The sequence below is a fragment of the Atopobium deltae genome, assembly GCF_001552785.1.
GTDB lineage: Bacteria > Actinomycetota > Coriobacteriia > Coriobacteriales > Atopobiaceae > Atopobium > Atopobium deltae.
Genome location: NZ_KQ959516.1, coordinates 153,233 through 176,596, shown reverse-complemented (window position 1 = coordinate 176,596; position 23,364 = coordinate 153,233). Strand labels below are relative to the sequence as shown.

Sequence of the window (23,364 nt, the reverse complement as noted above, 5' to 3'; positions counted from 1 at the left end):
TGCCAAACGACGCCACTAATGACACCACTAACAGAATTTTTTCTAAAATTCGCCGCTCTGGGGCTTTTTTTTGGTGCAAATACGATACGATGCATTAAACAAAATCTATACATCTCGAGCACACGCCCACAGCTCACGTCCGCCAGTCCACACACACCGAGAAGATCGCTCAGTCGAGAAGATCAAGCAAACCGTGCGTCGGTGACTTCAAGAGGGGCAGGACCAAACAATTAAGGAGAATTTGTTTTTGACACACAAATGAAATTGCTATAGTATAATAAATGAATATATGAGCAAGTATTCATATATAATGTATCTAACAAATAGAGGATGGAGAGTTTATGACATGCTCTTGCGCTGGTGATAACACGCTTGACCGCACTGTTGGTGCTGCTTGTGATCACACTCCTGACCATAGTTCTGAACATATGGCTACCTGCACCTGCAGCTGCGCATGTGGAAATGCAACCGACGCCGCTGCTGCGACGGCGCACGCGGCCGATCACACCCACGCCCACACCCGCGCAGCAGACCAAAGCAAAGTTCCCCGCATGCTGGCAGCGGGACTGTTGCTTGTGGGGGCACTTATCATCTCGCATGTTGTGACCCTTCCTATGGGCATGATCTTTTTTCTGTATTTGCCCTCGTATTTGGTAGCAGGTTACGACGTGCTCTTCTCGGCAGTTAATTCCATACAAGAGGGGCATCCCTTTGACGAGGATCTGCTTATGTCCATCGCGACCATCGGAGCGTTGTGCATAGGATTCATCCCAGGAGGCGAGCCCGAGTTTGCCGAGGCCGTCTTTGTCATGCTCTTCTTCCAAGTGGGAGAAATTTTTGAGGCCGCCGCACAAGATAAGAGCCGCAATGCGGTGACGGCGCTCGTGGATATCCGCCCCGACATCGCGCATATCGAACGCGACGGCGACGTGGTAACCATCACACCTGATGAGGCGCGCCTTGGCGACATCATGGTCGTTCGCCCTGGTGAGCGTATCGCGCTGGACGGTATTATCGTCGAAGGAAGCTCGAACCTCGATACCGTTGCGCTGACGGGGGAGTCGGTTCCCCGCGCGGCAACGCTCGGCGACACAGTCTTATCGGGCTGTGTCAACCTGAACGCCGTGTTGCGCGTGCGCGTGACTAAAGTCTTTAAGGAGTCGACGGCATCGCGCATTCTTGATTTGGTCGAGAATGCCTCCAAAGGAAAATCCACCAGCGAGCGCTTTATCACGCGCTTTGCGCGCATTTATACGCCCATCGTGGTGTGCGCCGCGCTCGTTGTGGCTTTTGTGCCGCCACTGGTATCGGGCAACTTTGTGCAAAATTTTGCACCGTGGCTCATTCGTGCACTCACGTTCTTGATCGTTTCGTGCCCCTGCGCACTGGTTATTTCGGTGCCGCTCACCTTTTTTGGTGGCATTGGTGCCGCTTCTAAAAAGGGCGTGCTTGTCAAAGGTTCCAACTACTTGGAGGCTTTGTCCAAGGTTAACATGCTGGTGTTCGATAAGACCGGCACGCTGACCCGCGGTGTCTTTAAGGTGCGCGTGGTGCATCCGTCCGAGTTTAACTCCGACAAACTTTTACACCTTACGGCCCATGTCGAGCGTCATTCGACGCATCCCATTGCGGCTGCTTTGCGTGAGGCATATCCTGGCGAGAAGGACAGTTGCGACATTTCGAACATTCGCGAGTATGCGGGCGAAGGTATTATCGCCGAGGTCAACGAGCAGCAGGCCGCCGTGGGCAACAGCGTTCTGATGGAGCACGTGGGCGCCACCTGGCATGACTGCATCCTAACAGGCACCATGATTCACATTGCGGTCGATGGTGTCTATGCTGGTCACATTGTTATTTCGGACGAGATTAAACCCAACGCCGCCGCGAGTCTGAAGAATCTGCGTGAGCTGGGCATTACAAAAATGCTCATGCTTTCTGGCGATAAGACCGAGATCGCTTGGCAGGTTGCCGATCAGCTGGGTATCGATGAAGTGCGTGCGAACCTTTTGCCTGATCAAAAAGTTGCCGCGATCGAAGCGCTTATTGAGCAGAGGGAACCAGACAGGACGCTTGCCTTCGTGGGCGATGGCATTAACGATGCCCCCGTCTTGGCCCGCGCCGATATTGGTATTGCCATGGGTGGTATGGGCTCTGATGCTGCTATTGAAGCCGCCGACATTGTGCTTATGGATGACTCGCTCGATGGCATTGCACAGGCTATACGCTTATCTCGCTTTACACGACTCATTGCACGCCAAAACATTGTGGCTTCTATTGCGGTGAAGCTTCTTATTTTGCTTCTTGCAGCCTTTGGTCTTGCGCCCATTTGGCTTGCCGTGTTTGGTGATGTTGGGATGATGGTGCTGTGCGTGCTCAACGCTTCGCGTACCCTGCGTGTGTCGTAGGCTGTGCGCTCTCGTGACAGCGTGCGCGGGTAGCGTGCGTGTGTCGATAAGATCGTCGTGCGTCCGTAGGTGGTTTTACTTGCGGCGCACGACATTTCACATAATCGTCCAAATTAGGTTATAATTGGACGAAAAGTTTTTAAACTGGACGAATGTCGAGTGCGTGAAATCGGGGAAATGTATGAGAGCGTTTGACTACACTGCCCTCGAAAAGTGGATGCGCTCATTGCAAGTGATCTAAGGACGACTTTTAGCAGTTTTTTGCCATGGCCTTGCGTAATCTTCGGTTGCGCAGGTTAACGACGGTTCCTTCCATGCCATGCGGTATGTAAGAAAGCTCAGAGAGATCATCGGGCAAATAATCCACCAAGCTCATAGACATGGTGAGCTTCTCTTGTATTGCTTTTGGTGTGATCGCTTCTGGCGTGGGGCATGTTTTTTGTAAGTCACGCGGAACAATTTCGAATCCATGAATCTGCGCGCCCTTGGCACGTAGGCGTTTTTCGTATCCCGTTTGGGGCTCATCGGGAAGCACATCTCGCACTTCTTCGCTTTTCCAACAAAGCTCATAACCAGCGGGTTCAATTTGGGTCAAGCTAAAACGATATAGCGGAATACTGTCCGTCTTAAAACGGATTGACGATGTGCTGGTATGGGCCAGAAGTCGAGTATAGCTTGCAAGCATCAGCGCGTGCGTCAGGCGAGCGGTTGCTTCTTTTTTACGAGGGAAGGGGGTCGGGAAGTTAAGGTAGATGCGCTCAAGTTCACCTTCTGCAAAATAGCTCGCAAGTTTTGAGGCATTGCCAGGTACAATAATGACGTTATTCAGATGAGCTTCATGTGCTCGTTGTGCGGCATAGGCAATGCATAGAGGTTCGCTGTCCATACCAATGCATAAAGCATCAGGGTTTTGTGCAGCAAGTTCGCAGGTAAACACACCTTTGCCGCAGCCCAGATCAAGGTATACTTTGCTGAAGCGAGTTTTGCTAAGATCGCTTGTGGCACCCGAATCTGCACCCATGCTGGGATAGCAAAGTGTCACCCACTGACCGCGCAAGCGCGTGGGCTCGACTTCAATCACATGGCCAAAACGCTCGAGGCGTTCTTCCAAAACAAAATTTTTCGGTAAGCGAGCATGAAGTGCGTGCATCAACAGTCCTTACGAATGAATGACTTACAAATGAATGGGCTTATGAATGAATGAGCTGGTCAAGCGTTAAGCCATAGGCGGGCAAAAATTTCTCTACAAAGTCGCGCACCTCGGGGAGCGCTTGCGCAAGTTCATCAACGCTTGCTCGAATGCTCTTCTCGGCAGTTATAAATTCTTGATTGCCCGACTGCGCCTCGTCGATACATTTGATCAGCGCAGAGATCTTATCGGCAGCCTTTACGAGGCGGCGCAGATACACGTCGTCGGCATCATTGGGGTTCGCGCAATAAAGGTCCTGGTAAACGTTGCGTACATCAGTGGGCAGCGTGTTCACAAGCGATTGCTCGGCTTTATGCTCGACGTCCTTGTAGGCGGTCTGGATGTAGCTGTTGGCATATTTGACGGGCGTGGGCATGTCGCCAGTGATAATTTCGGACGAGTCGTGGAGAAGCCCGATCATGGCCGCGCGATTGGCGTCGAGCGTCTTGTGGTAGCGGGTATTAGCGATGGTTGCGAGCATATGTGCGATGAGAGCCACCTCGAGCGAGTGTTCGGCAAGGTTTTCGGGGCGCGAGTTGCGCATAAGGGCCCAGCGCTCGATGTATTTCATGCGCGAGAGAATTGCTAAAAACGGAAACATGACAACTCCAAAATAAAAATGGTTGCAGTGGGTGTCGCGATGAGGCGCTTCGCCCGTCGCGAGGGTGCCGCGCGGGCGCGGCCATGGCCACCGTAGGCTGCAGTCAGTAAGGCGTAATGTGCATACAAGAAAGTATACCGTCTTCATGTTGCGTGGTGACTCGCAGCGTCGCGCGCCTGCTCAGACCCCCACGCAACCTGCACAGCCTACAAGTGCCGCACCCGCCACCGCTCCGTACGAAATTCGCGCCACGATTATCGCGCGCGCTTCGTATAAGGGTCTATGCTTAAAGTCTCTGGTACAGGCTTTTGGGGCTTTGGTGGCACGAGCCACAAATTGGAAGACAAGTACCTCGTAAAACAGGAGGCTCTGCAAAACAAATTTACTCGCTACGAGGTTGTTATTCCCGTCGACTCCTCCGACGTCACCACAGTCACGGCCTAAGCCTAAAAAGCTGCGATTCCCAAAACGTCAGATGCAACGTTGATGGCCGCACCGCAGACAGCAACGCTGTTTGTTTCTGGAGCGACGATGTTGCTTCTTGGTATGCAGCGTCGTTTGCGTTCATGCAAACGCTAAGCGTGTCGTGCGTAATTTCAACTGGGCATCGCGCGTAAAGCGGTCAGGTACACTTCAGTAAAAGCTAAAAGCCAGGGCACTTGCTCTGGCTTCGCGTCTTGATTCCACCTTGAGTGCAGAGCTGCACTCCGCATGGTTGCAAGACTACATACAAACCCAGGAAGCTGGTATGATCAAAGCACAACACAAATCATAAGGAGAAGGCATGGCAGAGTTTATCTACCAGATGTACAAAGCTCGCAAGGCCTACGAGGGCAAAACCATTTTGGATGACGTTACTATGGGATTTTTCCCTGGCGCGAAGATCGGTGTGGTGGGCCCCAATGGCATGGGCAAGTCAACGCTGCTCAAAATCATGGCGGGTATGGAGGACGTTTCCAACGGAGAAGCGCGCCTCGCGCCAGGCTATACCGTGGGTCTGCTGCAGCAAGAGCCACCGCTCGACGACACAAAAACAGTCAAAGAGAATATCGAGCTCGCCTTCAAAGATCTTCTCGATAAGATCGACCGCTTTAATCAAATAGGTAACGAAATGGCCGAGCCCGACGCCGACTTTGACGCGCTGATGAACGAGATGGGCAAGCTGCAAGACGAAATTGATGCTGCTAATGGCTGGGATCTGGATAGCCAGTTGTCGCAGGCGATGGACGCGTTGCAGTGCCCCGATCCTGACGAGAATGTCGCGCATCTTTCGGGTGGTGAGCGCCGCCGTGTTGCGCTGTGTAGGCTGTTGCTTGAGGCTCCTGACCTGCTATTACTCGACGAGCCCACCAACCATCTCGACGCCGAGAGCGTATTGTGGTTGGAGCAATTCCTCAAAAATTACCCTGGTGCCGTGCTTGCCGTGACGCACGATCGCTACTTTTTAAACAACGTGGCGCAGTGGATCTGTGAGGTCGACCGCGGTACCTTGTATCCGTACGAGGGCAACTATTCGACCTATCTCGAGACAAAAGCCCAGCGTCTGGAACTTGAATCAAAGCAAAATGCAAAGCGCGCACGTAAGATGAAGTCTGAGCTCGCCTGGGTGCGTTCGTCTCAGAAGGCGCGCCAGGCCAAGAGCAAGGCCCGTCTTGCTGCATACGAAAAAATGGAAGCCGAGGCCGCACGCGCTACCAATATTGACTTTACGGACATTCATATTCCCGTGGGTCCGCGCCTGGGCATTAAGGTGCTCGAGGTTACTGACCTGCGCAAAGCCTACGGAGAGCGCGTTCTTATCGACAACTTGAGCTTTATGCTTCCGCGCAATGGCATCGTGGGCGTGATTGGCCCCAACGGTGTGGGCAAGTCGACGCTCTTCAAGATGATTGTGGGTGCCGAAAAACCCAGCGCAGGTTCGCTTGAACTGGGCGAGACGGTGCAGCTTTCCTATGTCGATCAGCAGCGCGAAGGCCTTGATGCGAATAAGAGCGTATGGGAAGTCGTTTCGGGCGGCAATGATATTATTCGCGTGGACAAAACAGAGATTCCGAGCCGAGCCTATGTGAGCGCTTTTGGTTTTAAGGGTACTGACCAGCAAAAACCTGCAGGCGTTTTGTCGGGTGGTGAGCGCAATCGTTTGAATCTTGCCTTGACGCTCAAACAGGGCGGCAACCTTTTGCTCCTTGACGAGCCGACCAACGACTTGGATACCGAAACTTTGGCAAGTCTTGAAGAAGCGCTGTTGGAATTTGCGGGCTGTGCGGTAGTCACGAGCCACGATCGCTGGTTTATGGACCGTATTTGCACGCACATTCTTGCCTGGGAAGGAACTGATGAGAACCCCGCACGCTGGCATTGGTTTGAGGGTAACTTTGCGGACTATCAGAAGGATCGCGTGCTTCGCCTTGGTATGGAGGCGGCACGCCCACATTGCTTGCATCGAAAACTCACGCGCGATTAATGGGCTGCTGTGACTGCGTGCTCGCTTTGCAGCAACATACTGACGCACGGTAGATAATAACCCGCGCGACTAAGGAACTTCATGGCATACAAAGCAAAACAAATGATCGTCATGCGCCGCGACCTGCATATGCGCAAAGGTAAAATTGCGGCGCAAGCAAGCCACGCCTGTGTCGAGGCGATTCTTATGGCACTCGCCAAAGAGAGGCGCCTCGATCAGGTGCGGGTAGCGCATAATTCATGGGTCTATCTTGATGATGAAGGCCAAGCGCCCACGCCCTTATCGGCATGGTTTGAAGCAGGTATCGCAAAGATTTGCGTATACGTGGATTCCGAAGAAGCGTTGCTCGATATTGCACAGCGTGCTAATGAGTTGGGTTTTGTCTGCGCGCTCGTACGTGACGCAGGGCTTACCGAATTTCATGGCGAGCCCACCTTTACCTGCCTTGCATTGGAGCCCTTGCTTCCAGAACAGGTTGATCCTTTAACGGGGGATTTGCCGCTGTTCTAGCGTTTCATAGCTACCTCTAGTTGCACCCCGCCGCAACGCTACGGCATGTTGCGGCGCGCCTCTAGCTGCACGCCGCCTCAGCCGACCCCCCAACGCTGACGCAACCAAACCCACCTGCGCCCAATCAGCCTGCGCCTAACCCGCCAGCGCCCCCCGCGCCGACCCCCGCCGCCAAGGACACAACAAAGGACAAGGGCAAAACCAAAAGCCAAGTCCAAGAAACTCCCCAAGACAGCCGACGAGACGTCTGGCACAGGGGTCGCGCTTGCGGGTATGGCAATCATCGCAGAAGCTACGTAACACAAAGTGCGTGCGTATACGGAAGAGTAGTACAAAGTAGTACGCAAGGTGCATAAACGTAAAAAAGGAGGTGGTTTTTTGAGCCACCTCCTTTATGTTGAATCTACATCCTTATGTGAGCTCAAAGCTCATCACGAACGGTAGAGTTTTTACGCCCTACGAATTATACGCTTCGTGCGCTGTACGCGTCTCGAGCATAGTACGCGCGAGCATTACTTCTGACCGACATACTCTTCCAGTGTAGCCATCAGGTTTGGTGCAACCTGCTTCTTACGGCTGACAACACCAACCAAGGTTGCAATATCGTCAACAGGTGCGACACCAAAGGCCTTCTCGACGATCTTATCGGCATCCTTACCCCAGTACAGCATCTCGGAGGTCTTCGACTTAATGTCGGTGAACAGATAGAAGACAGCGGGAATTTCGTTTTCGGCAGCGCCATCCTTCAGGTAGGGACCAACAAGCTCCTCGGCGGCCTTGCGGCTGTTCTCGGTCATGAAGCTTGCCTGGCCAACGCCAAAGCGCACATCGCCGCGCTCGAAGATCTTGAAGTCGGCACCAAAAATGTCAGCAGCGGTGCGGCCCGTAAGGTCGGCGCCCGCGTCAAACATGGAGTCGGCGTAGCTCTCCAGATCCTCACCGCAAATCTCGGCAAGGGCGCGACCTGCCTTGACGTCGCGAGGCGTGCAGGTGGGGGAGCGGAAGCACAGGGTGTCGGACATGATGGCCGAAAGTAAGATACCAGCGATGTTTGCGGGGATCTTGACGTTATTCTCGTTATACATGTCATACAAAATGGTGCAGGTACAACCAACGGGCTCGTTGCGGAAGTACGCGGGGGAGTTGGTCTCGATGGAACCGATGCGATGGTGGTCGATAATCTCTAGGATTTCGGCCTCTTCAATGCCGTCGGCAGCCTGGGTGCGCTCGTTGTGGTCGACCAAAATGACGCGCTTCTTGGTGACGTTCTCGAGGTCGGAAGCGTTTACGAGGCCGTGGTACTTGCCGTCGCGATCCACAACAACAAGCATGTCATCGGCGGCGTCCTCAAGTGTCTTTTTAGCGTCGGCTACCTTGTTTGCGACCGAAACGGTCGTGAGCTTATCAGCAGCGATCATGACAGAGCTCACGGCGTCGTTCAGGGCAAGCTCGTCGGCCGCCTCGGCACCGTCAGCGATGCGCGTGAGCATAACGTCGGCAAGCGTGCGACGACTGATAGCACCAAGCAGCGTCTTGTCCTTATCAACGACGGCAAGAAGCGTCAGACCCTGCTTTTTCATGAGTGCAAGAGCCTCAGAAATCGTGGTCTTCTCGGCAATGCCGTCAACGGTCTGTACCTGGGCATCGGCGATCTGCGGGGCTGCGGTCTCGATCAGAGGAGGCTCGTCAAAGCCGAAGTGCTTTAGGGCAAACGCGGTTTCAAGATTAATGCGCGCGGTGCGGCACGCCTGGTAAATGGGTTTGTCAATTTGATTTTTGAGATAGGCGTATCCTATTGCCGCGCCAATGCTGTCGGTGTCGGGGTGAAGGTGTCCAAAGACGTAGACCTTACGGATATCGTCAGCCATAATAACTCCTTACTAGTGCTGTGTAACTGTGTGATAACGCTGTATACAATACTATCGTACGTGAATGGTACCCCACCGTGCGTCTGCGTGTACGTGAGATACGTTGTTTAACAGCGAGAATACATATTGCGGTGCGCGATCGAATGCGCGTCAGCCTGCCGAGAAGACCGTCCGCTCGCGGCGCATCCACAAGTGCGTGATCGGGCGTTGTTGCAAGCGCGGACCGCGCGCTCAAGTGCGCGATCTTATCGGTCGACTTCCTTGGCAAGGCGGTTGCATAACACGACGCACAATAGCGCAAGCAATCCCAAAATGCCCGCTATTGTGGCACAAAAAACCTTGGAACCAAAAAGGTTGCCAAAGACAGAAACAAAACCAACGATGATGGCAAAGACGAGCACTGTGCCCAGCGTTTTGCCTTGCTCGGTGGCCGCCGAGGGTACGTTTGCTGCCATAGCACTTTTAAAGCCGTAAAATGCCGCAAGACCGCCAACCATAAGACCCGCCACCGAGCCAACCGCGGTGGTGATCTTCATGACGCTCGCAGCGGTGCTAGCAATCATGCTTAACACGCCAAACGTCATGAGCATGAGGCAGACGATTTTAAATTGACGTTGTGCTAAAGACATCGAGGTACTCCTTGTTCGTTTTTGTTGCACGTGGCCTTTATGAGACCAACTATTATATTATAGAACTTCATAGGGATAGAAAGGCTGATGAGCATGAAACGCATCTTAGTGATCGCAACGGGTGGTACCATCGCGTCAACAGGCCAGCAAGGTCAGCTTGCGCCAACACGCACCGCTCAGGAGCTGCTCAGGCAAGTACCGCTGCTCGACGGCCTGTGCGATATTGACTACGTGCAGCTCATGAACATCGACAGTACCAATATGCGCCCCCACAATTGGCTCGACATCGCCGGGACGATTCAAGCAAAGTATAGCGACTACGACGGTTTTGTCGTGCTGCATGGCACCGATACCATGGCCTACACCGCGGCCGCGCTTTCGTATTTTATTCAAGATGTCGAGAAGCCCATCGTCTTGACAGGGTCTCAGCAGCCTATGGACCATCCCTTTACCGATGCGAAGATCAACACCTATCACTCAGTGCTGTATGCCTGCGATCCCGCAGCTGCTGGAGTGGTCATTGTCTTTAGTGGTCAGGTCATTTGCGGTACGCGCGCCCACAAGCAACGCACCATGAGTTTTAATGCATTCACCAGCATGAATTATCCAATTTTGGCGGTCTTTCGCAACAATAAACTCATCCGTAACGTGCATAGCCTGACGCAGACGAGCAATGTTGTCAGCGCTGAAAATCAGAATATTGCTGCCGAGAAGACCGACGAGCCGCGCTTTTATCGCCAGCTCGATGGACGGGTCATCGTACTCAAGCTGACTCCTGGGCTTGACCCTTCGATTTTTGAGCTTTTAAAGCGAGATTATCGAGCGATTGTGTTAGAAACCTTCGGTGTCGGAGGCATTCCAGAGCATGACGGAGCTTCGTATGAGCGAGCTATTTTTGACTGGGTTGATTCGGGACGCACGTTGGTCATTACCACGCAGGTGGATGAAGAAGGTCTTGATCTAGGCGTGTATGAGGTAGGTCGTGCCTATGCACACCATCCAGGCATTTTGCGCGCAGGCGACATGTCCGTTGAGTCTGTGGTCGCAAAAACTATGTGGATACTTGGACAGTCCAGCTCGTCCGAGGAGCGCGCGGAACTCTTTTATCGTGTGATTAATCACGATCGTTCAGACGTCGAGTAGCGCAAAATAAATACCCCCCCACCTGCAAACTAGAGCTGCGGATGGGGTAGCGCAAGCTTACTTGTGGTAGTACGCGCCGCTTTCGAAGTGTGGCTCGCAACACACATTAATGCCGAGCTGCTGATACACACGCTCATCCGTATGCGAAATGATAACCGAGAAGTATGCATCGCAGCCGTAGAGTTGTTTGCTCGCCTCAATAGCGTGCTGTGCCTCGGGATTTGTCGCCGAACTTATCGACAGCGCAATAAGTGTCTCGTCGGAGTGCAGACGCGGGTTATGGCTGTGCAGATGCTCGGTTTTGAGCTTACAAATGGGAACGAGCGCCTCATCGCGCACGATGTACGTCTTTTTGGGGATGCCTGCAACGCGCTTGAGGGCATTGAGTAAAAGCGAAGATGCTGCGCCAAGTAATTCGGAAGTTTTGCCCGTGACGATGGTTCCGTCGGGAAGCTGCATGGCACCCGCGGGCGCACCCGTGTCTTCAGCTTTTTTCAGTGCTGCGGTTCGCGCAGGCGAGAGACTCTCGTCTATGCCAACTTCTTTCATGAGCAAGCTGGCTTTTTCGAGCTCAGAGGCACCTTCTCCCGTTCGCTCGATCTTCTCGGCACAATGGAAATAGCGACGTACGATTTCGTGTTTGGCCGCCTCTCGGCACACTGCATCGTCACTGATGCAGCTACCGACCATGTTGACGCCCATATCGGTGGGCGAGGCGTAGGGGCTGTGTCCCAAAATGCGCTCCATGGTGGTTTTGAGCACGGGGAAAGTCTCGACGTCGCGATTGTAATTGACGGTGACTTCGCCGTGAGCTTCAAGGTGGAAGGGGTCGATGATGTTGTTATCGCCCAGATCCAGCGTGGCGGCTTCGTAAGCAACGTTGACGGGGTGCTGCAAAGGCAGGTTCCACACGGGGAAGGTTTCGAATTTTGCATAGCCTGCGGACACGCCATGGCGGTGCTCGTTATACAGCTGAGAAAGGCAGACGGCGAGCTTGCCCGAACCAGGACCAGGAGCGGTAACCACCACAAGCGGGCGCGTGGTAATAGCATACTCATCTTTGCCGAAACCCTCGTCGCTCACGATGCGGTCGACGTTGGAGGGGTAGCCTTCAATGGGAAAGTGCCTGTAGACGCTTATTCCCATCGACTCAAGTTTTGTTTGATACTGCATGGCCTTTTGCTGGCCCGTCCATTGTGTAATGACAACGCCCGTAATGGCAAGCTTCATATGACGAAACACATCCATCAGGCGCAGGACATCTTCGCCATAGGAAATGCCAATGTCGCTGCGGCGTTTTCCCTGCTCAATGTCATTGGCGTTGATTGCAAAAAGCACCTCGGCTTCGTCAGCAAGCTTTGCAAGCATGCGCGCTTTTGAATCAGGCGCAAAGCCAGGAAGCACGCGGGAAGCGTGGTAATCATCAAAGAGTTTGCCACCAAATTCGAGGTACAGCTTGCCACCAAATTGTGCGATACGCTCTCTAATATGCTCAGCTTGAAGGGTGAGATATTTGTCATTATCAAAACCAAGCTGCATAAGAGACCTCCGCGCGTTTTTGTGTGTACCTGATTTACCTTTGTGGCATTGCTTTACCCCGCGGCTGACCTGATGCCTGCGATATGCGTTGCCCTGCCTTAGTGGCGTTGCCCTGCCCTAGAGCGCCAACCCTTCCTATCATAATATAAACCGCGCCGCGACAGGCGTACAAAAAGCGGACGCATAAATTAGCCGTTCATGCACCCGCTCTTGATTTCGTGTACGTTCGCACGTCTGCGTTATGCGTTGGCGTGCATTCGCGTGGCCCGCGCGAACTTGTGCTAGCTCAGTGTCTCATCAATGGCTTTAGCTGCGGTTTTACCAGCGCCCATGGCAAGAATTACCGTGGCTGAACCCGTGACGATATCGCCACCAGCCCAAATACGCGCTTCGGACGTGTGACCGTTCTCGTCAGTTTCGATGTAGCCCCATTTGTTGAGCTTGTAGTTGGCAACCATCTTTGCCAGCGGGTTCGCATTGGTGCCAATGGCCGAAATCGCAACATCGCAAGGAATGTCCTCAAACGCGCCTTCGATAGGCTCGGGACGACGACGTCCGCTCGCGTCAGGCTCGCCAAGTTTCATTTTTTGCACACGTGCAGCACGCACAAAGCCCTTCTCGCCAGCGAGAAATTCGACAGGCGAGACCAACGGCATGACTTCAACGCCCTCAGCCTTGGCATTATGCAGTTCCGCTTTACTGGCGGGCATCTCCTTTTCGGTGCGTCGGTAGGCGATAATGGCGTGCTCGGCACCAAGGCGTTTAGCAGTACGAACGGCGTCCATAGCGACGTTGCCGCCGCCAAAAACGATAACGTTTTTTCCGTGCTTGGTGGGGGTGTCGTAATGGGGAAAATCTTTTGCCTTCATGAGGTTCACGCGCGTGAGGTACTCGTTAGCAAAAAAGACGCCTGGTAAATTTTCTCCAGGGATGTGGAGCAGCTTGGGAAGTCCTGCGCCCGTCGCGACATACATCGCATCGAACCCCTTCTCGAACAGCTCTTGCGCGGTAGAAATGCGCCCCACCACGGAGTTGTATTCAAATTTGACACCCAGCTGCGTTAGAGCGTCGATCTCGCGCTTGACCACTGCTTTTGGAAGACGAAACTCGGGGATGCCATAAACCAAAACGCCACCGCCCGTGAAGAAGGCCTCAAACACGGTTACATCAAAACCACGACGCACAAGCTCTCCTGCGCAGGTAATGCCCGACGGGCCCGAACCTACGACGGCAACCTTTTTGTGTTTTGCCGCCTCTATGACTGGTTTGCTTGCGAGTTCGGGCTTGTCGCCCACAAAGCGCTCAAGCTGGCCAATGGCAATAGGATTACCACGTTTGCCCAGGATACACTTGCCTTCGCACTGCGATTCCTGCGGGCAGACGCGTCCACAAATAGCGGGAAGCATCGAGTCCTCGTGAATAATATCCAGCGCGCCACCAAAATCTTGCGCGCGGATCTTCTTGATAAATTGAGGGATTTTAATATTCACGGGGCAGCCCGTGATGCACAGCGGACGCTTGCAATCCAGGCAGCGATTTGCCTCGGCAAGGGCCATTTGGATGGTAAAGCCCTTATCGATAGGACGAAAATCCTTCATGCGTTCGGCGGCAGGCTCCTCGTTGTCGGGCGTGCGTGGCGCTGTGGCGTTAGGAATGTAACGCGTTTTTGTTGTGGCTTTTGCAGGGGTTGGGCGATCAATTACTTGTGGCATGGACACATCTTTTCCTCGTACGCTTTGAGCGCTTGCTTTTCTTCGGTGAGGTAGGAAGCTTGACGCATGCGTAAATCATCCCAATTTACTTTGGTTGCATCAAAGTCTGGACCATCAACACAGGCAAATTTTGTTTCGTCTCCAATTTCGACTCGACAGCAGCCGCACATACCCGTTCCGTCAACCATAATGGGGTTGAGCGAAGCGGTGATGGGGGTGTTGTATTTCTCGGCGGTCAGTGTCGAGAATTTCATCATAGACACGGGGCCGACACAAAAAACGCGATCGGCTACATTGGCTTGTAGCAAACGCCCCAAAGGCTGCGTGACGACACCCTTCTCGCCATATGAGCCATCATCCGTGGTGATGTGGATGTGATCTGAGGGTAAAAGCTCGCGAAATTGCTGCTCGAGTAACAGCAATTCTTTGGTGCGTGCACCCATAATGGCATGTACCTCATAGCCCGCGTGGGCCAATAGGCGCGTTACAGGAAACGCAATGGCCAGCCCGACGCCGCCACCAATAACAGCCCAGCGTCCTTCCTTCAGCTGGGTTGGCATGCCCAAAGGCCCGGTGACGTCCTGCAAAAAATCTCCTTCCTGGTACGTAGCGAGCATGCGAGTCGTTTTACCAATAACCATAAAGATAAATTCAACCCAGCCCGCTTTCACATCCCAATCGGCAAAGGTAAACGGCACACGCTCGGATAGTTCGTTGGCGCGAACCATCAAAAATTGCCCCGCGTGCGCATGTTTGGCTATTTCGGCGGTTTCGATGCGAAATTTAAATACGTTTTCGGAGAATTGCGTTTTTTGGAGAATTTTATACATGTGCTGTACTCCTCCCCATAGTTCTCCATGCGAAAATCGACCCCGTGGGGCCGCTTTTCCTTTCCTCCCTTTGGTCGGCTCCAGCCCAACCGTTGACTCCAACAACGGTTCAAGCGGGTAAAACCGACGTATCTTTATTGTAGGCTATAGCATGAACTTTGGCTTAAAAAATTGCTGTGCGGGCTCATAAAATTGCGAGAATATTGCTGGGGCTGCAAAATAGTATTAAAAAATACTAGTATACAGAGAATTTTGTGGGGGAATATGCATAATTACTTATAGTTAGTGTTGGGTAACTGCGCGAACAGGTGATACTCCAGACGGAGCTAGCGTTGGGTAACTGCGCGAACAGGTGATACTCCAGACGGAGCTAGCCCAAAAAGCGCAGGCATTACAAGCTGCACCATCCCAAGAAGCGCAGGCACTCCTGCGCGCCCTGTTGCGCTTCAAATACAAAATCATCTTTAAAATTGCCCTTGAGCTCGCGTAAAACATAGGTTGCGACATCCATCTTTCCAGGAGGTCTACCAATGCCCATGCGTAGACGATAAAAATTGCGAGTCCCTAATTTTTGAGCAATGCTTCGCAGGCCATTATGCGCATTCAGGCCTCCACCACATTTAAGACGAATATCTCCTTCGGGTAAATCTACCTCGTCGTGGATAGCAAGGATTTCTTCGGGCGCAATATGATAGCGCTGTGCAAGTTTTGCAAGAGGACCGCCGCTTGTGTTCATGAAGCTCTGTGGTTTGACCAGAAGAATTTCTTGACTCGAGGTTTGACCTGCGCCCTGGTTTTGACCTGCGGCCAGCCCCTGCGCTCGATGCTTATAAACGCCTACCTGCGCACCGAGTTCGTCTTTCCAGTACGTGATATGGCGGCTTTCGGCTATAGCATCAATCACGGCAAAGCCAATGTTGTGGCGCGTATACGCATACTGCGACCCTGGATTACCAAGGCCGCAGATCATGCGAATGTTTTGTGCGCCACGAAGCTCTTTTGAGGACAGGTCTTGTGCAGGCATTGCAATAATTACATTTCGGAGTTTCCGCCGTGAACACCACTGACGGTCTTATCGGCATAGACGGCATAAATGGCATCAGCAAGCTCTTGCGCGACCGAAATGGATTTAATCTTCGAGTCCTCGGTGTTGGCAATCGAGCAGGGGATAGCATCCGTTACGACGCACTCCTCGATAGGGGCATTTTCGAGGCGCTCGATGGCCTGACCCGAAAAAACGCCGTGTGTGGCGCAGACATAAATGTCGCCAGCGCCCATCTCTTTGAGCTTGGTGATGGAGCCGCACAGGGTGCCCGCCGTGTCGATCATGTCGTCATTAATAATGCAGGTACGACCCTTAATATTGCCGATAATACCCATGACCTCGGCAGCGTTATGACTGGGGCGACTCTTGTGGGCAATAGCAACCTCGCAACCCAAATAATCGGAAAGCTTTTTAGCAACTTTTGCGCGACCCATGTCGGGCGAAACAACCACCGTGTTGTTCCAGTCAAAGTTTTTGGTCTTAAAGTAGTCACCAAATTGATACAACGCCGTCAAGTGCGTGACGGGAATGTCGAAGAAGCCCTGAATCTGACCCGAGTGCAGGTCAAGGGTAATAATACGGTCAATACCTGCAGCTTCAAGCAGGTTTGCCACGAGGCGCGCGGTAATGGGCTCGCGGCTTGCTGCCTTGCGATCCTGACGAGCATAACCGTAGTGGGGGATAACCGCGGTGAAGTTGGAAGCCGAAGCACGATGCGCTGCATCTGCAACAATGAGCGTTTCCATAATCAGGTCGTTAACGTTTTGGCCCGCAATGGATTGAATGAAAAATACCTCGCTGCCGCGTACGGTCTCTTCGAAGCGTGCGTAAATTTCCCCATTCGCGAACTTCTCGATACGAAGACCGGAAAGTCCGAGGTGCAAGACATTTGCAATACGTTGAGCTAGTACGGGATTGCCAGTGCCGGTGTAGAGTTTGATTTTTTTCTCTCTGCTCATGGGCTGACACAGATTTTCGTACATAGACTAATGCCCTTTCTCGAGTTTTGCCCGCTTTGTCTTAGCAAAGCCTTCCTTTATGACTTCTTCCGAGCGCTCAATTGCCAAAGCGTCGGCCGGTACATCTTTGTAAATACACGAGCTTGCACCAGTCATGGCGCCCGCACCAATGTTTACGGGGGCGACCATCATGGTATCCGAACCAATAAAAGCGTTGTCTCCAATTATGGTCTTGTGTTTGTGAACGCCGTCATAATTGCAGGTAATAGACCCGCCTCCTATATTAACGCCACTTCCCATGGTCGTGTCGCCAATATACGAAAGGTGCGGAACCTTGGAACCTTCTCCAACGGTGGAATTCTTGAGCTCAACGTGGGTTCCTGCTTTTGCGCGATCCTTAAGATGCGTATGGCCACGCAGATATGCGCGCGGACCGCAGGACACCTTATTGTCGATACGCGAGTCAACTACAACGCTCTCGTCAACGAGGCACTCGTCTCCAACCTGGGAGTTTATCAAGCGCGTGTTGGGGCCGATGGTGCATTCGCTTCCTACGCGAGTGTCGCCAAAAAGAATACTGTTGGGCAGAATTTCGGTGTCTTGCCCGATCTTAACGTCGGCGCCAATCCAAACCGTCGAGGGGTCAAGCATGCTTACTCCGCGATTCATGTGATACTCGTTAATGCGCGTTTGCATGATCTTTGCTGCTTGTGCCAGCTGAGTGCGCGAATTAACGCCGAGAAGTTCTTTGTAATCGTCGCAGCATACCGACTGCAGGCGCTCGTGTTTATTCACGAGATATCCAACCATGTCAGTCAAATAATATTCGTGCTGAGCGTTGTTGCAGGAAAGCTGCTGGATACCTTGTGCAAGCTCGCTAGCCTTAAAGCAGTATAGGCCCGAGTTGCATTCGCGCAGCGTCTGGCGCTGTTCGTCGCTACAGTCCTTATCTTCGATAATGACGTGGAGCTGCCCATCTTTATAGGCGATGCGACCGTAGCCCGCAGGATCGGGTGGGAGCATCGTGAGCACCGAGCAGGCGTAGTGTTGTTCGGTGGTGGTTTGTACGAGCGTGCGTATGGTTTCGGGGCGCACGAGCGGCGTGTCGCCATAGAGTACGACGATGTGCTCGTCGGCGGCACGCGCGGCGGGGTCGGTGGTCGCGGCGGTGGATGCGCCTACGACAGCAACACCAGTTGTGGTTGCGACCTCGTCGGTCTTCTCGGCAGTTGTGGCATACAAGGCGTCAAAAACGCAGCGTACAGCATGACCTGTGCCGAGCTGTTGAGTCTGCTCGACAAATTCGACGTCGTCGTTGCCAAGGTATGCTTTTACTTCAGCTGCACCATGACCAACAACCACAATAATGCGGTCGCTTCCGGCACGGCGAGCGGCGTCAACAACCCATCCAACGAGGGGCTTATCAAGAAGTTTGTGCATAACTTTGGGATGACGAGATTTCATGCGCGTACCCTCGCCAGCTGCAAGGATTATCGCGGTGAGTGGCATAAGAAGATGCCTCCATTACCTACGTCATGGTTTACAAATGGTTTAAAAGCCAAAGCGATTGGCTGGGGTAGAGGGAGTCGAACCCCCATTACAGGCACCAAAAACCCGTGTCTTAACCATTGGACGATACCCCAGTGCGCGCGAACTATAGTGTATACGACAAAAACGATTCTGACCAGATCTTCACGAAAACTTATTGCTTGAAATTTGCCCTCGAGGCGCAGGTTTGCGTTGTTGCTGCATGAGGACGAATGCGTGTGAGAGCGCACGGGAGCCTATTGGGCAAATGCTTCGCAAATGGCGTCCAGCAGCATAATGGCCAAGGTCTGTGCATCGGAAGCCGAAAACGTACCGTTATACTCGGCGGCCACGGGCAGCTGCAAACGGATAAGCGGATGAGAAGACTGGGCGCTCTCGTATGCCGTACGAATACGCTGCGGGAGGGTTTCGAGGTCGTCGACCTCGACGTTGGCGATGCCAACGGAAGCCACTGCCGTGTTGGGGGAGAGCAAAAAGACAGGTTTTTGTTGCTGTGCAAGATTCTCGAGATTGTCGAGCACTTCAATGTCAGCATCGGTAACCGTGGCCTGTGCAAGGTTACACAAGCGTCCTACGATATTGCGCGAAATGGGGTCATCGGCACTCAAAGCGAAGTGCAGATTTTCGAGTACGGATGCTGCGCGTGCAAAACCCGTGCCAAGCTGCGGATGCGGACCGTTTGCGGGTTTGCCCGACCACACGTGATGCAAGCGCTTAATCGCATCGAAGGTGTCCGAAAATGCCATACCGTCAGCCATAAGGCCAATGTTTTCTTGGAATTGCTTGACGGCTGCCTCGGTATGCACGCCGTAATAGCCGTCGGGCGTCCCACACGAAAAGCCGAGCACGTTTAAGCGCTCCTGCAGCATCATAATGTCGCGCCCGTGAAAATTGGGAAGGCGCAGGTACAAGGTGCGCTCACCAAATTCCCAGCTTTCGTCAACGAGTTGTGCCCAGCACGCGGTATCGACCTCGCTCGAAAGCCCCAAATCGTGATCGAGTCTGAAGCGCGTTACCGCCGTGGCTGTAGAAGAGCCAAATGTTTTGTCCTGATGCTCCTGCGCATCGATGCTGTAGCCGAGCTGCTCAAGACGTTCTTGAATATCTTCTACAGCTGCTCCACTCATACCTTCGTGAACGGGGTCCATTACTCCTCCTTAGCACATTAGGCACGTAAGTACATACCTAGTGTAGTTCATGCTAGTCAAATCTCTGTGCGCTTCAGCCACTAGTCAACACGTTCTATAAAAAAGTCAGCCATGGCAAGCAGTATGTCGGTGGCGTTTTGGTTAAAACCGTGCGCATCAGTAGCTTGTGTGAGCTGCGCTTTTGTCTGGCAAATGAGCTGGTGTGCATAGTTTTGTACATACTTGATGCTCCCCGCTTCTTCTAGCAGTTCGACGGCCTCGGCCAGCTTATCTGGATCGGCAGTATTGCTGTCGAGAAGTTCGATCAGGCGCGCACGTTTTGCCTGCGTGCGTGAGGTCTGCGCAAACTGCGTGAGGGCTCGTACGACAACCAGCGTGCGCTTGGCTTCGGTGATGTCGCTGCGCCAATCTTTGCCCTGCTTGTTGGGGTCACCAATAAGGTTCAGAAGATCGTCTTGAAGCTGAAATGCCAGGCCCGCTTGAAGACCGAAGTTCTGCAGACTTTCGCATTGCTCCTGCGTGGCACCCGCACACAGCGCACCTGCTACCAGCGGTGCTGCTGCCGAATAATAGGCGGTTTTGTGACGGGCCATGTAGAGATAGTCCTCTTCAGTAATATCCCAACGACCGTCACGCGCCCAGCCCAAATCAAGCGCTTGGCCCTCGATGGTGAGTTGCTCTGTCGTGGCGATAAGATCGATGAGCTTGAGTTTAACATCGTCGGCGATCGTTGCTGACTTGACGATGCGCTGTATGACGCTAATAAGTGCCAGATCACCCACGTTTAAGGCAACACCCGTGCCCTGGGTGTGATACATGCAAGGTTGTCCACGACGTTTTTCGCTTTGGTCAGCAATGTCATCGTGGATAAGTGCCGCGGATTGAAAATCCTCAAAGGCGCAGGCGCAGTCAAGTACCTGCACCAAGCGCTGATCTGCGTCACCCGCATCGGCGCTTGCACTGACGTTCGCAACGCCGTTCTTTTGTGGCAGCAAGCTCCCGAGAAGACACAGGGCAGGGCGTGTGCGTTTGCCACCATCGTGAATAAATGCGCGCAGAGGATCATACAAAAACTGCTCGAGATCACGCTCGGTGCTACGCGGCGCGTGCTGTGAGGCAGTCGGAAGCCCTTCAAGCATGGCGTGCTCGATCAGCGCTTGCTGTGCCAAAAGCCAGCTGACAAAAAGGTTATTGCTGTTGCCCGCTCCGCCACCAGCTGCCACGCTGTCTGCTGCAACGCCGTCGAACTTCTCGCCAGCCATCGCGCCGCCCACTGCAGCGCCATCGATCTTTTTGCCAACCTGTGCGGTCTTCTCGTCAGACACGACTTTATCCTTCATAACCATCGGGATTATGCGATTGCCAGTTCCACGAATCGCGGCACATGTCATCAAGGTTGTACTGCGCTTGCCAGCCCATCAGGTCTTTGGCCTTGTCGCATTGGGCATAATTGGTCGCGACGTCGCCGGGACGGCGTGGGTCGATGACGTAGGGGATTTCTTTGCCACAGGCTTTCGAGAAGGACGAAATGACATCCAACACGGAGCTTCCCTGGCCAGTGCCGAGGTTAAACACCTCGACGCCATGGCGGCCTTTCATCCAGCGCAGCGCGGCAACGTGGCCCGTGCCCAGGTCGCAGACGTGGATGTAGTCGCGCACGCCCGTTCCGTCGGGGGTGGGATAATCGTTGCCAAAGACGTGCGTAGCCTCGCGCTTGCCGACAGCCACCTGCGCCACGTAGGGGACAAGGTTGTTGGGAATACCCTTAGGATCTTCGCCCATAAGGCCCGACGGGTGCGCGCCAATGGGGTTGAAGTAGCGCAGCAAGACGACATTCCAGCTCTCGTCAGCCATGTGAAGGTCGGTCAAAATCTGCTCGATCATCCACTTGGTCCAACCGTAGGGGTTGGTGGCACTCTTCTTGGGGCTCTGCTCGGTTAAGGGCAGCGAGTCGGGGTCGCCGTAAACGGTCGCCGAGCTCGAGAAGATAATCGACTTGCAGCTGTGTGCGCGCATGACATCGACCAGTGTCAAGGTGCTGGAAAGGTTGTTCGTGTAGTATTCGATGGGTTTGGAAACCGATTCGCCCACCGCCTTAAAGCCTGCAAAATGAATAACCGCCGTGACGGGGTGCGCGTCAAAAATGGCGCTCAATGCCTGCTTGTCGCATACGTCGGCTTGGTAAAACGTCAGGAGCGAAAACGCCTCGTCGCCTACGATGGTATGTATGCGCTCGAGCACTTTTTTGCTTGCGTTTGAAAGGTCATCCACGATGACGACTTTCACCTTGTGTTGCAGCAGTTCAACGACGGTGTGACTGCCGATAAACCCGGCACCGCCCGTCACTAAAATACAATCTTGCGAATCAAAAGCGCTCAAAGCATCCATAGGCTCCTCCGTGAAGTGTTGTGTGAGGCATCACGTATCGCGCTCGCGAGGCGTGATGCCTGGTGCCGCCTCGTACGCGCCGCCAGCGTGTGAAACGCCGCGAGTGTTAACGTTTCTTTGCAAGTATACGTGACCTACGTGAATTGCGCATGTGCGGAGTTCATGAAGTGATAGTATGCATCAGGATTGTCAAATTTATGCAAATTTTATTCATAGCCGGCATGAACCTGTATAGACGTGCGTTGCTTGCTTTTGCGAAACGTGGCTGGTTGTGATGTGAACGTAACAAGGCGAGGCGCTCATGGCATTTGATTTTTTACGAAGGCTCCCCATCCCACAAGAAATTCGCGAGCAGATGCCCTTATCGGCCACGATGGCACAAAAAAAGCGCGAGTTTGACCAAACGGTTGCTGCCATTTTTAGAGGAGAAGATCCGCGCAAACTGCTGATCATGGGACCCTGTTCGGCCGATCGCGAGGATGCTGTGCTGGAATACATGGGTCGCCTTGCCAAGGTTGCCGAAAAAGTTGCCGATAAACTCGTCATTATCCCGCGTGTCTATACCAACAAGCCGCGTACGAAGGGCACGGGCTACAAGGGCTTGCTGCATAATCCCAATCCGCTAGCGGGCGATGACCTGCTCGAAGGCATCAAAGCTATTCGTCATATGCATCTGCGCGTGATTGAAGAGACGGGGCTGTTTACCGCTGACGAGATGTTGTATCCGTCCAACTATCAGGTGCTCAATGACCTGCTTTCTTACTTGGCGGTAGGCGCGCGTTCGGTCGAAAATCAGGAGCATCGCCTGGTGGCCAGCGGCGTACCCTACCCCGTGGGCATGAAAAATCCAACGGGCGGCAGCATGAGCGTGATGCTCAACTCCATTTATGCAGCTCAGCAGCCGCAAATGTTCATCTATCGAAACTGGGAAGTCAAAACAACAGGCAATCCTTTGGTGCACGCGATTTTGCGCGGCTATATTGGATCGGACGGACGCACCCACGCAAATTATCACTACGAGCATCTCGAGCGTCTGTTCGAGAATTACACGACCGACACCTATATCAATCCCACCGTCATTATCGACTGCAACCATGACAACTCTGGCAAGCGCCCCCTCGAGCAAATTCGCATTTGTGATGAGGTGTTGGACAGCATGCATCGCTCCTCGAAAGTGGCGCACCTGTTCCGCGGCTTTATGATTGAGAGCTATCTTGAGGACGGCAATCAGCCCGTTGACGGCGGCGTCTTTGGTAAATCGATTACGGACGCGTGCTTGGGCTGGGATAAGTCCGAGCGTCTTATTTACGATATCGCCGCACGTTTATAGGTGTAGGTTGCGCACTCGTGATCACAACCTCGGCGTTGTCGCGCCCGTTGCACGTC

19 protein-coding genes and 1 tRNA gene are annotated in these 23,364 nt (G+C 53.3%); 6 read left to right on the top strand and 14 right to left on the bottom strand.

What is annotated here, in order from left to right:
- The first annotated feature begins 341 nt into the window (after positions 1-341).
- The gene (locus HMPREF3192_RS05960; protein WP_331696511.1) at positions 342-2,405 is read left to right on the top strand and encodes a heavy metal translocating P-type ATPase; all 2,064 of its coding nucleotides are present in this window, start codon (positions 342-344) and stop codon (positions 2,403-2,405) included.
- Positions 2,406-2,655: 250 nt separating this feature from the next.
- Here the strand turns inward: HMPREF3192_RS05960 and trmB are convergent, their stop codons facing one another.
- A complete protein-coding gene (gene trmB / locus HMPREF3192_RS05955) occupies positions 2,656-3,555 on the bottom strand; it encodes a tRNA (guanine(46)-N(7))-methyltransferase TrmB (protein WP_066306411.1) in 900 nt (299 codons plus the stop codon).
- A 40-nt stretch (positions 3,556-3,595) separates the two neighbouring features.
- Positions 3,596-4,195, bottom strand: a complete 600-nt coding sequence (yfbR, locus tag HMPREF3192_RS05950; RefSeq protein ID WP_066306409.1) for a 5'-deoxynucleotidase — start codon at positions 4,193-4,195, stop codon at positions 3,596-3,598.
- A gap of 282 nt (positions 4,196-4,477) precedes the next feature.
- Between yfbR and HMPREF3192_RS06850 the strand changes: the two genes are divergently transcribed.
- From HMPREF3192_RS06850 to pth2, 3 genes are all read left to right on the top strand, one after another.
- Positions 4,478-4,639: a hypothetical protein gene (locus HMPREF3192_RS06850; protein WP_156422895.1), complete on the top strand. Its 162-nt coding sequence runs from the start codon at positions 4,478-4,480 to the stop codon at positions 4,637-4,639.
- A 340-nt stretch (positions 4,640-4,979) separates the two neighbouring features.
- Positions 4,980-6,659, top strand: coding sequence for an energy-dependent translational throttle protein EttA (gene ettA, locus HMPREF3192_RS05945; RefSeq protein WP_066306406.1), 1,680 nt, complete (start codon positions 4,980-4,982; stop codon positions 6,657-6,659).
- Positions 6,660-6,740: 81 nt separating this feature from the next.
- Positions 6,741-7,169: an aminoacyl-tRNA hydrolase gene (gene pth2 / locus HMPREF3192_RS05940; RefSeq protein WP_066306403.1), complete on the top strand. Its 429-nt coding sequence runs from the start codon at positions 6,741-6,743 to the stop codon at positions 7,167-7,169.
- Between the two features lie 512 nt (positions 7,170-7,681).
- Here pth2 and HMPREF3192_RS05935 read toward each other — a convergent pair.
- Together HMPREF3192_RS05935 and HMPREF3192_RS05930 are read right to left on the bottom strand one after the other, a co-directional pair.
- Positions 7,682-9,037 carry a putative manganese-dependent inorganic diphosphatase gene (locus tag HMPREF3192_RS05935; RefSeq protein ID WP_066306394.1) on the bottom strand — a complete coding sequence of 452 codons (1,356 nt, stop codon included), beginning with the start codon at positions 9,035-9,037 and terminating at the stop codon, positions 7,682-7,684.
- A 245-nt stretch (positions 9,038-9,282) separates the two neighbouring features.
- Positions 9,283-9,666 carry a hypothetical protein gene (locus HMPREF3192_RS05930; RefSeq protein WP_066306392.1) on the bottom strand — a complete coding sequence of 128 codons (384 nt, stop codon included), beginning with the start codon at positions 9,664-9,666 and terminating at the stop codon, positions 9,283-9,285.
- Between the two features lie 93 nt (positions 9,667-9,759).
- Here HMPREF3192_RS05930 and HMPREF3192_RS05925 point away from each other — a divergent pair, with 93 nt between their 5' ends.
- Positions 9,760-10,809 carry an asparaginase gene (locus HMPREF3192_RS05925; RefSeq protein WP_066306650.1) on the top strand — a complete coding sequence of 350 codons (1,050 nt, stop codon included), beginning with the start codon at positions 9,760-9,762 and terminating at the stop codon, positions 10,807-10,809.
- A 57-nt stretch (positions 10,810-10,866) separates the two neighbouring features.
- Here the strand turns inward: HMPREF3192_RS05925 and HMPREF3192_RS05920 are convergent, their stop codons facing one another.
- The 10 genes from HMPREF3192_RS05920 to galE all read right to left on the bottom strand — a co-directional run bounded on the left by HMPREF3192_RS05920 (position 10,867) and on the right by galE (position 21,978).
- A complete protein-coding gene (locus HMPREF3192_RS05920; RefSeq protein ID WP_066306391.1) occupies positions 10,867-12,348 on the bottom strand; it encodes a DUF1846 domain-containing protein in 1,482 nt (493 codons plus the stop codon).
- Between the two features lie 281 nt (positions 12,349-12,629).
- Positions 12,630-14,060: an NADPH-dependent glutamate synthase gene (gene gltA, locus HMPREF3192_RS05915; protein ID WP_066306390.1), complete on the bottom strand. Its 1,431-nt coding sequence runs from the start codon at positions 14,058-14,060 to the stop codon at positions 12,630-12,632.
- A complete protein-coding gene (locus HMPREF3192_RS05910) occupies positions 14,048-14,890 on the bottom strand; it encodes a sulfide/dihydroorotate dehydrogenase-like FAD/NAD-binding protein (RefSeq protein ID WP_066306389.1) in 843 nt (280 codons plus the stop codon). The genes gltA and HMPREF3192_RS05910 overlap by 13 nt, the downstream gene beginning before the upstream one ends.
- Before the next feature lie 391 nt (positions 14,891-15,281).
- Positions 15,282-15,914: an aminoacyl-tRNA hydrolase gene (gene pth / locus HMPREF3192_RS05905; protein WP_066306388.1), complete on the bottom strand. Its 633-nt coding sequence runs from the start codon at positions 15,912-15,914 to the stop codon at positions 15,282-15,284.
- Positions 15,915-15,922: 8 nt separating this feature from the next.
- Positions 15,923-16,918, bottom strand: a complete 996-nt coding sequence (locus tag HMPREF3192_RS05900; RefSeq protein ID WP_066306381.1) for a ribose-phosphate diphosphokinase — start codon at positions 16,916-16,918, stop codon at positions 15,923-15,925.
- Between the two features lie 3 nt (positions 16,919-16,921).
- Positions 16,922-18,403: a bifunctional UDP-N-acetylglucosamine diphosphorylase/glucosamine-1-phosphate N-acetyltransferase GlmU gene (glmU, locus tag HMPREF3192_RS05895; RefSeq protein WP_066306378.1), complete on the bottom strand. Its 1,482-nt coding sequence runs from the start codon at positions 18,401-18,403 to the stop codon at positions 16,922-16,924.
- Positions 18,404-18,462: 59 nt separating this feature from the next.
- Positions 18,463-18,537 (bottom strand) — tRNA-Gln (locus HMPREF3192_RS05890).
- A 141-nt stretch (positions 18,538-18,678) separates the two neighbouring features.
- Positions 18,679-19,590 (bottom strand): peptidoglycan-binding domain-containing protein, encoded by a 912-nt coding sequence (locus HMPREF3192_RS05885; protein ID WP_066306376.1) that lies wholly within the window; start codon positions 19,588-19,590, stop codon positions 18,679-18,681.
- Between the two features lie 80 nt (positions 19,591-19,670).
- The gene (locus HMPREF3192_RS05880) at positions 19,671-20,915 is read right to left on the bottom strand and encodes a polyprenyl synthetase family protein (RefSeq protein ID WP_066306374.1); all 1,245 of its coding nucleotides are present in this window, start codon (positions 20,913-20,915) and stop codon (positions 19,671-19,673) included.
- A gap of 4 nt (positions 20,916-20,919) precedes the next feature.
- Positions 20,920-21,978 carry a UDP-glucose 4-epimerase GalE gene (gene galE / locus HMPREF3192_RS05875; RefSeq protein WP_066306371.1) on the bottom strand — a complete coding sequence of 353 codons (1,059 nt, stop codon included), beginning with the start codon at positions 21,976-21,978 and terminating at the stop codon, positions 20,920-20,922.
- 301 nt (positions 21,979-22,279) lie between these two features.
- On the opposite strand from galE, the gene HMPREF3192_RS05870 reads away from it, so the two are divergent.
- Entirely contained in the window at positions 22,280-23,308 is a 1,029-nt protein-coding gene (locus HMPREF3192_RS05870) for a 3-deoxy-7-phosphoheptulonate synthase (RefSeq protein WP_066306368.1), read from the top strand.
- Positions 23,309-23,364 lie beyond the last annotated feature (56 nt).

Bases quoted from the DNA above. Each gene is read 5' to 3' on its own strand.
- HMPREF3192_RS05960 (WP_331696511.1), top strand. From the start codon at position 342: ATGACATGCTCTTGCGCTGGTGATAACACGCTTGACCGCACTGTTGGT.
- trmB (WP_066306411.1), bottom strand. From the start codon at position 3,555: ATGCACGCACTTCATGCTCGCTTACCGAAAAATTTTGTTTTGGAAGAA.
- yfbR (WP_066306409.1), bottom strand. From the start codon at position 4,195: ATGTTTCCGTTTTTAGCAATTCTCTCGCGCATGAAATACATCGAGCGC.
- HMPREF3192_RS06850 (WP_156422895.1), top strand. From the start codon at position 4,478: ATGCTTAAAGTCTCTGGTACAGGCTTTTGGGGCTTTGGTGGCACGAGC.
- ettA (WP_066306406.1), top strand. From the start codon at position 4,980: ATGGCAGAGTTTATCTACCAGATGTACAAAGCTCGCAAGGCCTACGAG.
- pth2 (WP_066306403.1), top strand. From the start codon at position 6,741: ATGGCATACAAAGCAAAACAAATGATCGTCATGCGCCGCGACCTGCAT.
- HMPREF3192_RS05935 (WP_066306394.1), bottom strand. From the start codon at position 9,037: ATGGCTGACGATATCCGTAAGGTCTACGTCTTTGGACACCTTCACCCC.
- HMPREF3192_RS05930 (WP_066306392.1), bottom strand. From the start codon at position 9,666: ATGTCTTTAGCACAACGTCAATTTAAAATCGTCTGCCTCATGCTCATG.
- HMPREF3192_RS05925 (WP_066306650.1), top strand. From the start codon at position 9,760: ATGAAACGCATCTTAGTGATCGCAACGGGTGGTACCATCGCGTCAACA.
- HMPREF3192_RS05920 (WP_066306391.1), bottom strand. From the start codon at position 12,348: ATGCAGCTTGGTTTTGATAATGACAAATATCTCACCCTTCAAGCTGAG.
- gltA (WP_066306390.1), bottom strand. From the start codon at position 14,060: ATGCCACAAGTAATTGATCGCCCAACCCCTGCAAAAGCCACAACAAAA.
- HMPREF3192_RS05910 (WP_066306389.1), bottom strand. From the start codon at position 14,890: ATGTATAAAATTCTCCAAAAAACGCAATTCTCCGAAAACGTATTTAAA.
- pth (WP_066306388.1), bottom strand. From the start codon at position 15,914: ATGCCTGCACAAGACCTGTCCTCAAAAGAGCTTCGTGGCGCACAAAAC.
- HMPREF3192_RS05900 (WP_066306381.1), bottom strand. From the start codon at position 16,918: ATGTACGAAAATCTGTGTCAGCCCATGAGCAGAGAGAAAAAAATCAAA.
- glmU (WP_066306378.1), bottom strand. From the start codon at position 18,403: ATGCCACTCACCGCGATAATCCTTGCAGCTGGCGAGGGTACGCGCATG.
- HMPREF3192_RS05885 (WP_066306376.1), bottom strand. From the start codon at position 19,590: ATGGACCCCGTTCACGAAGGTATGAGTGGAGCAGCTGTAGAAGATATT.
- galE (WP_066306371.1), bottom strand. From the start codon at position 21,978: ATGGATGCTTTGAGCGCTTTTGATTCGCAAGATTGTATTTTAGTGACG.
- HMPREF3192_RS05870 (WP_066306368.1), top strand. From the start codon at position 22,280: ATGGCATTTGATTTTTTACGAAGGCTCCCCATCCCACAAGAAATTCGC.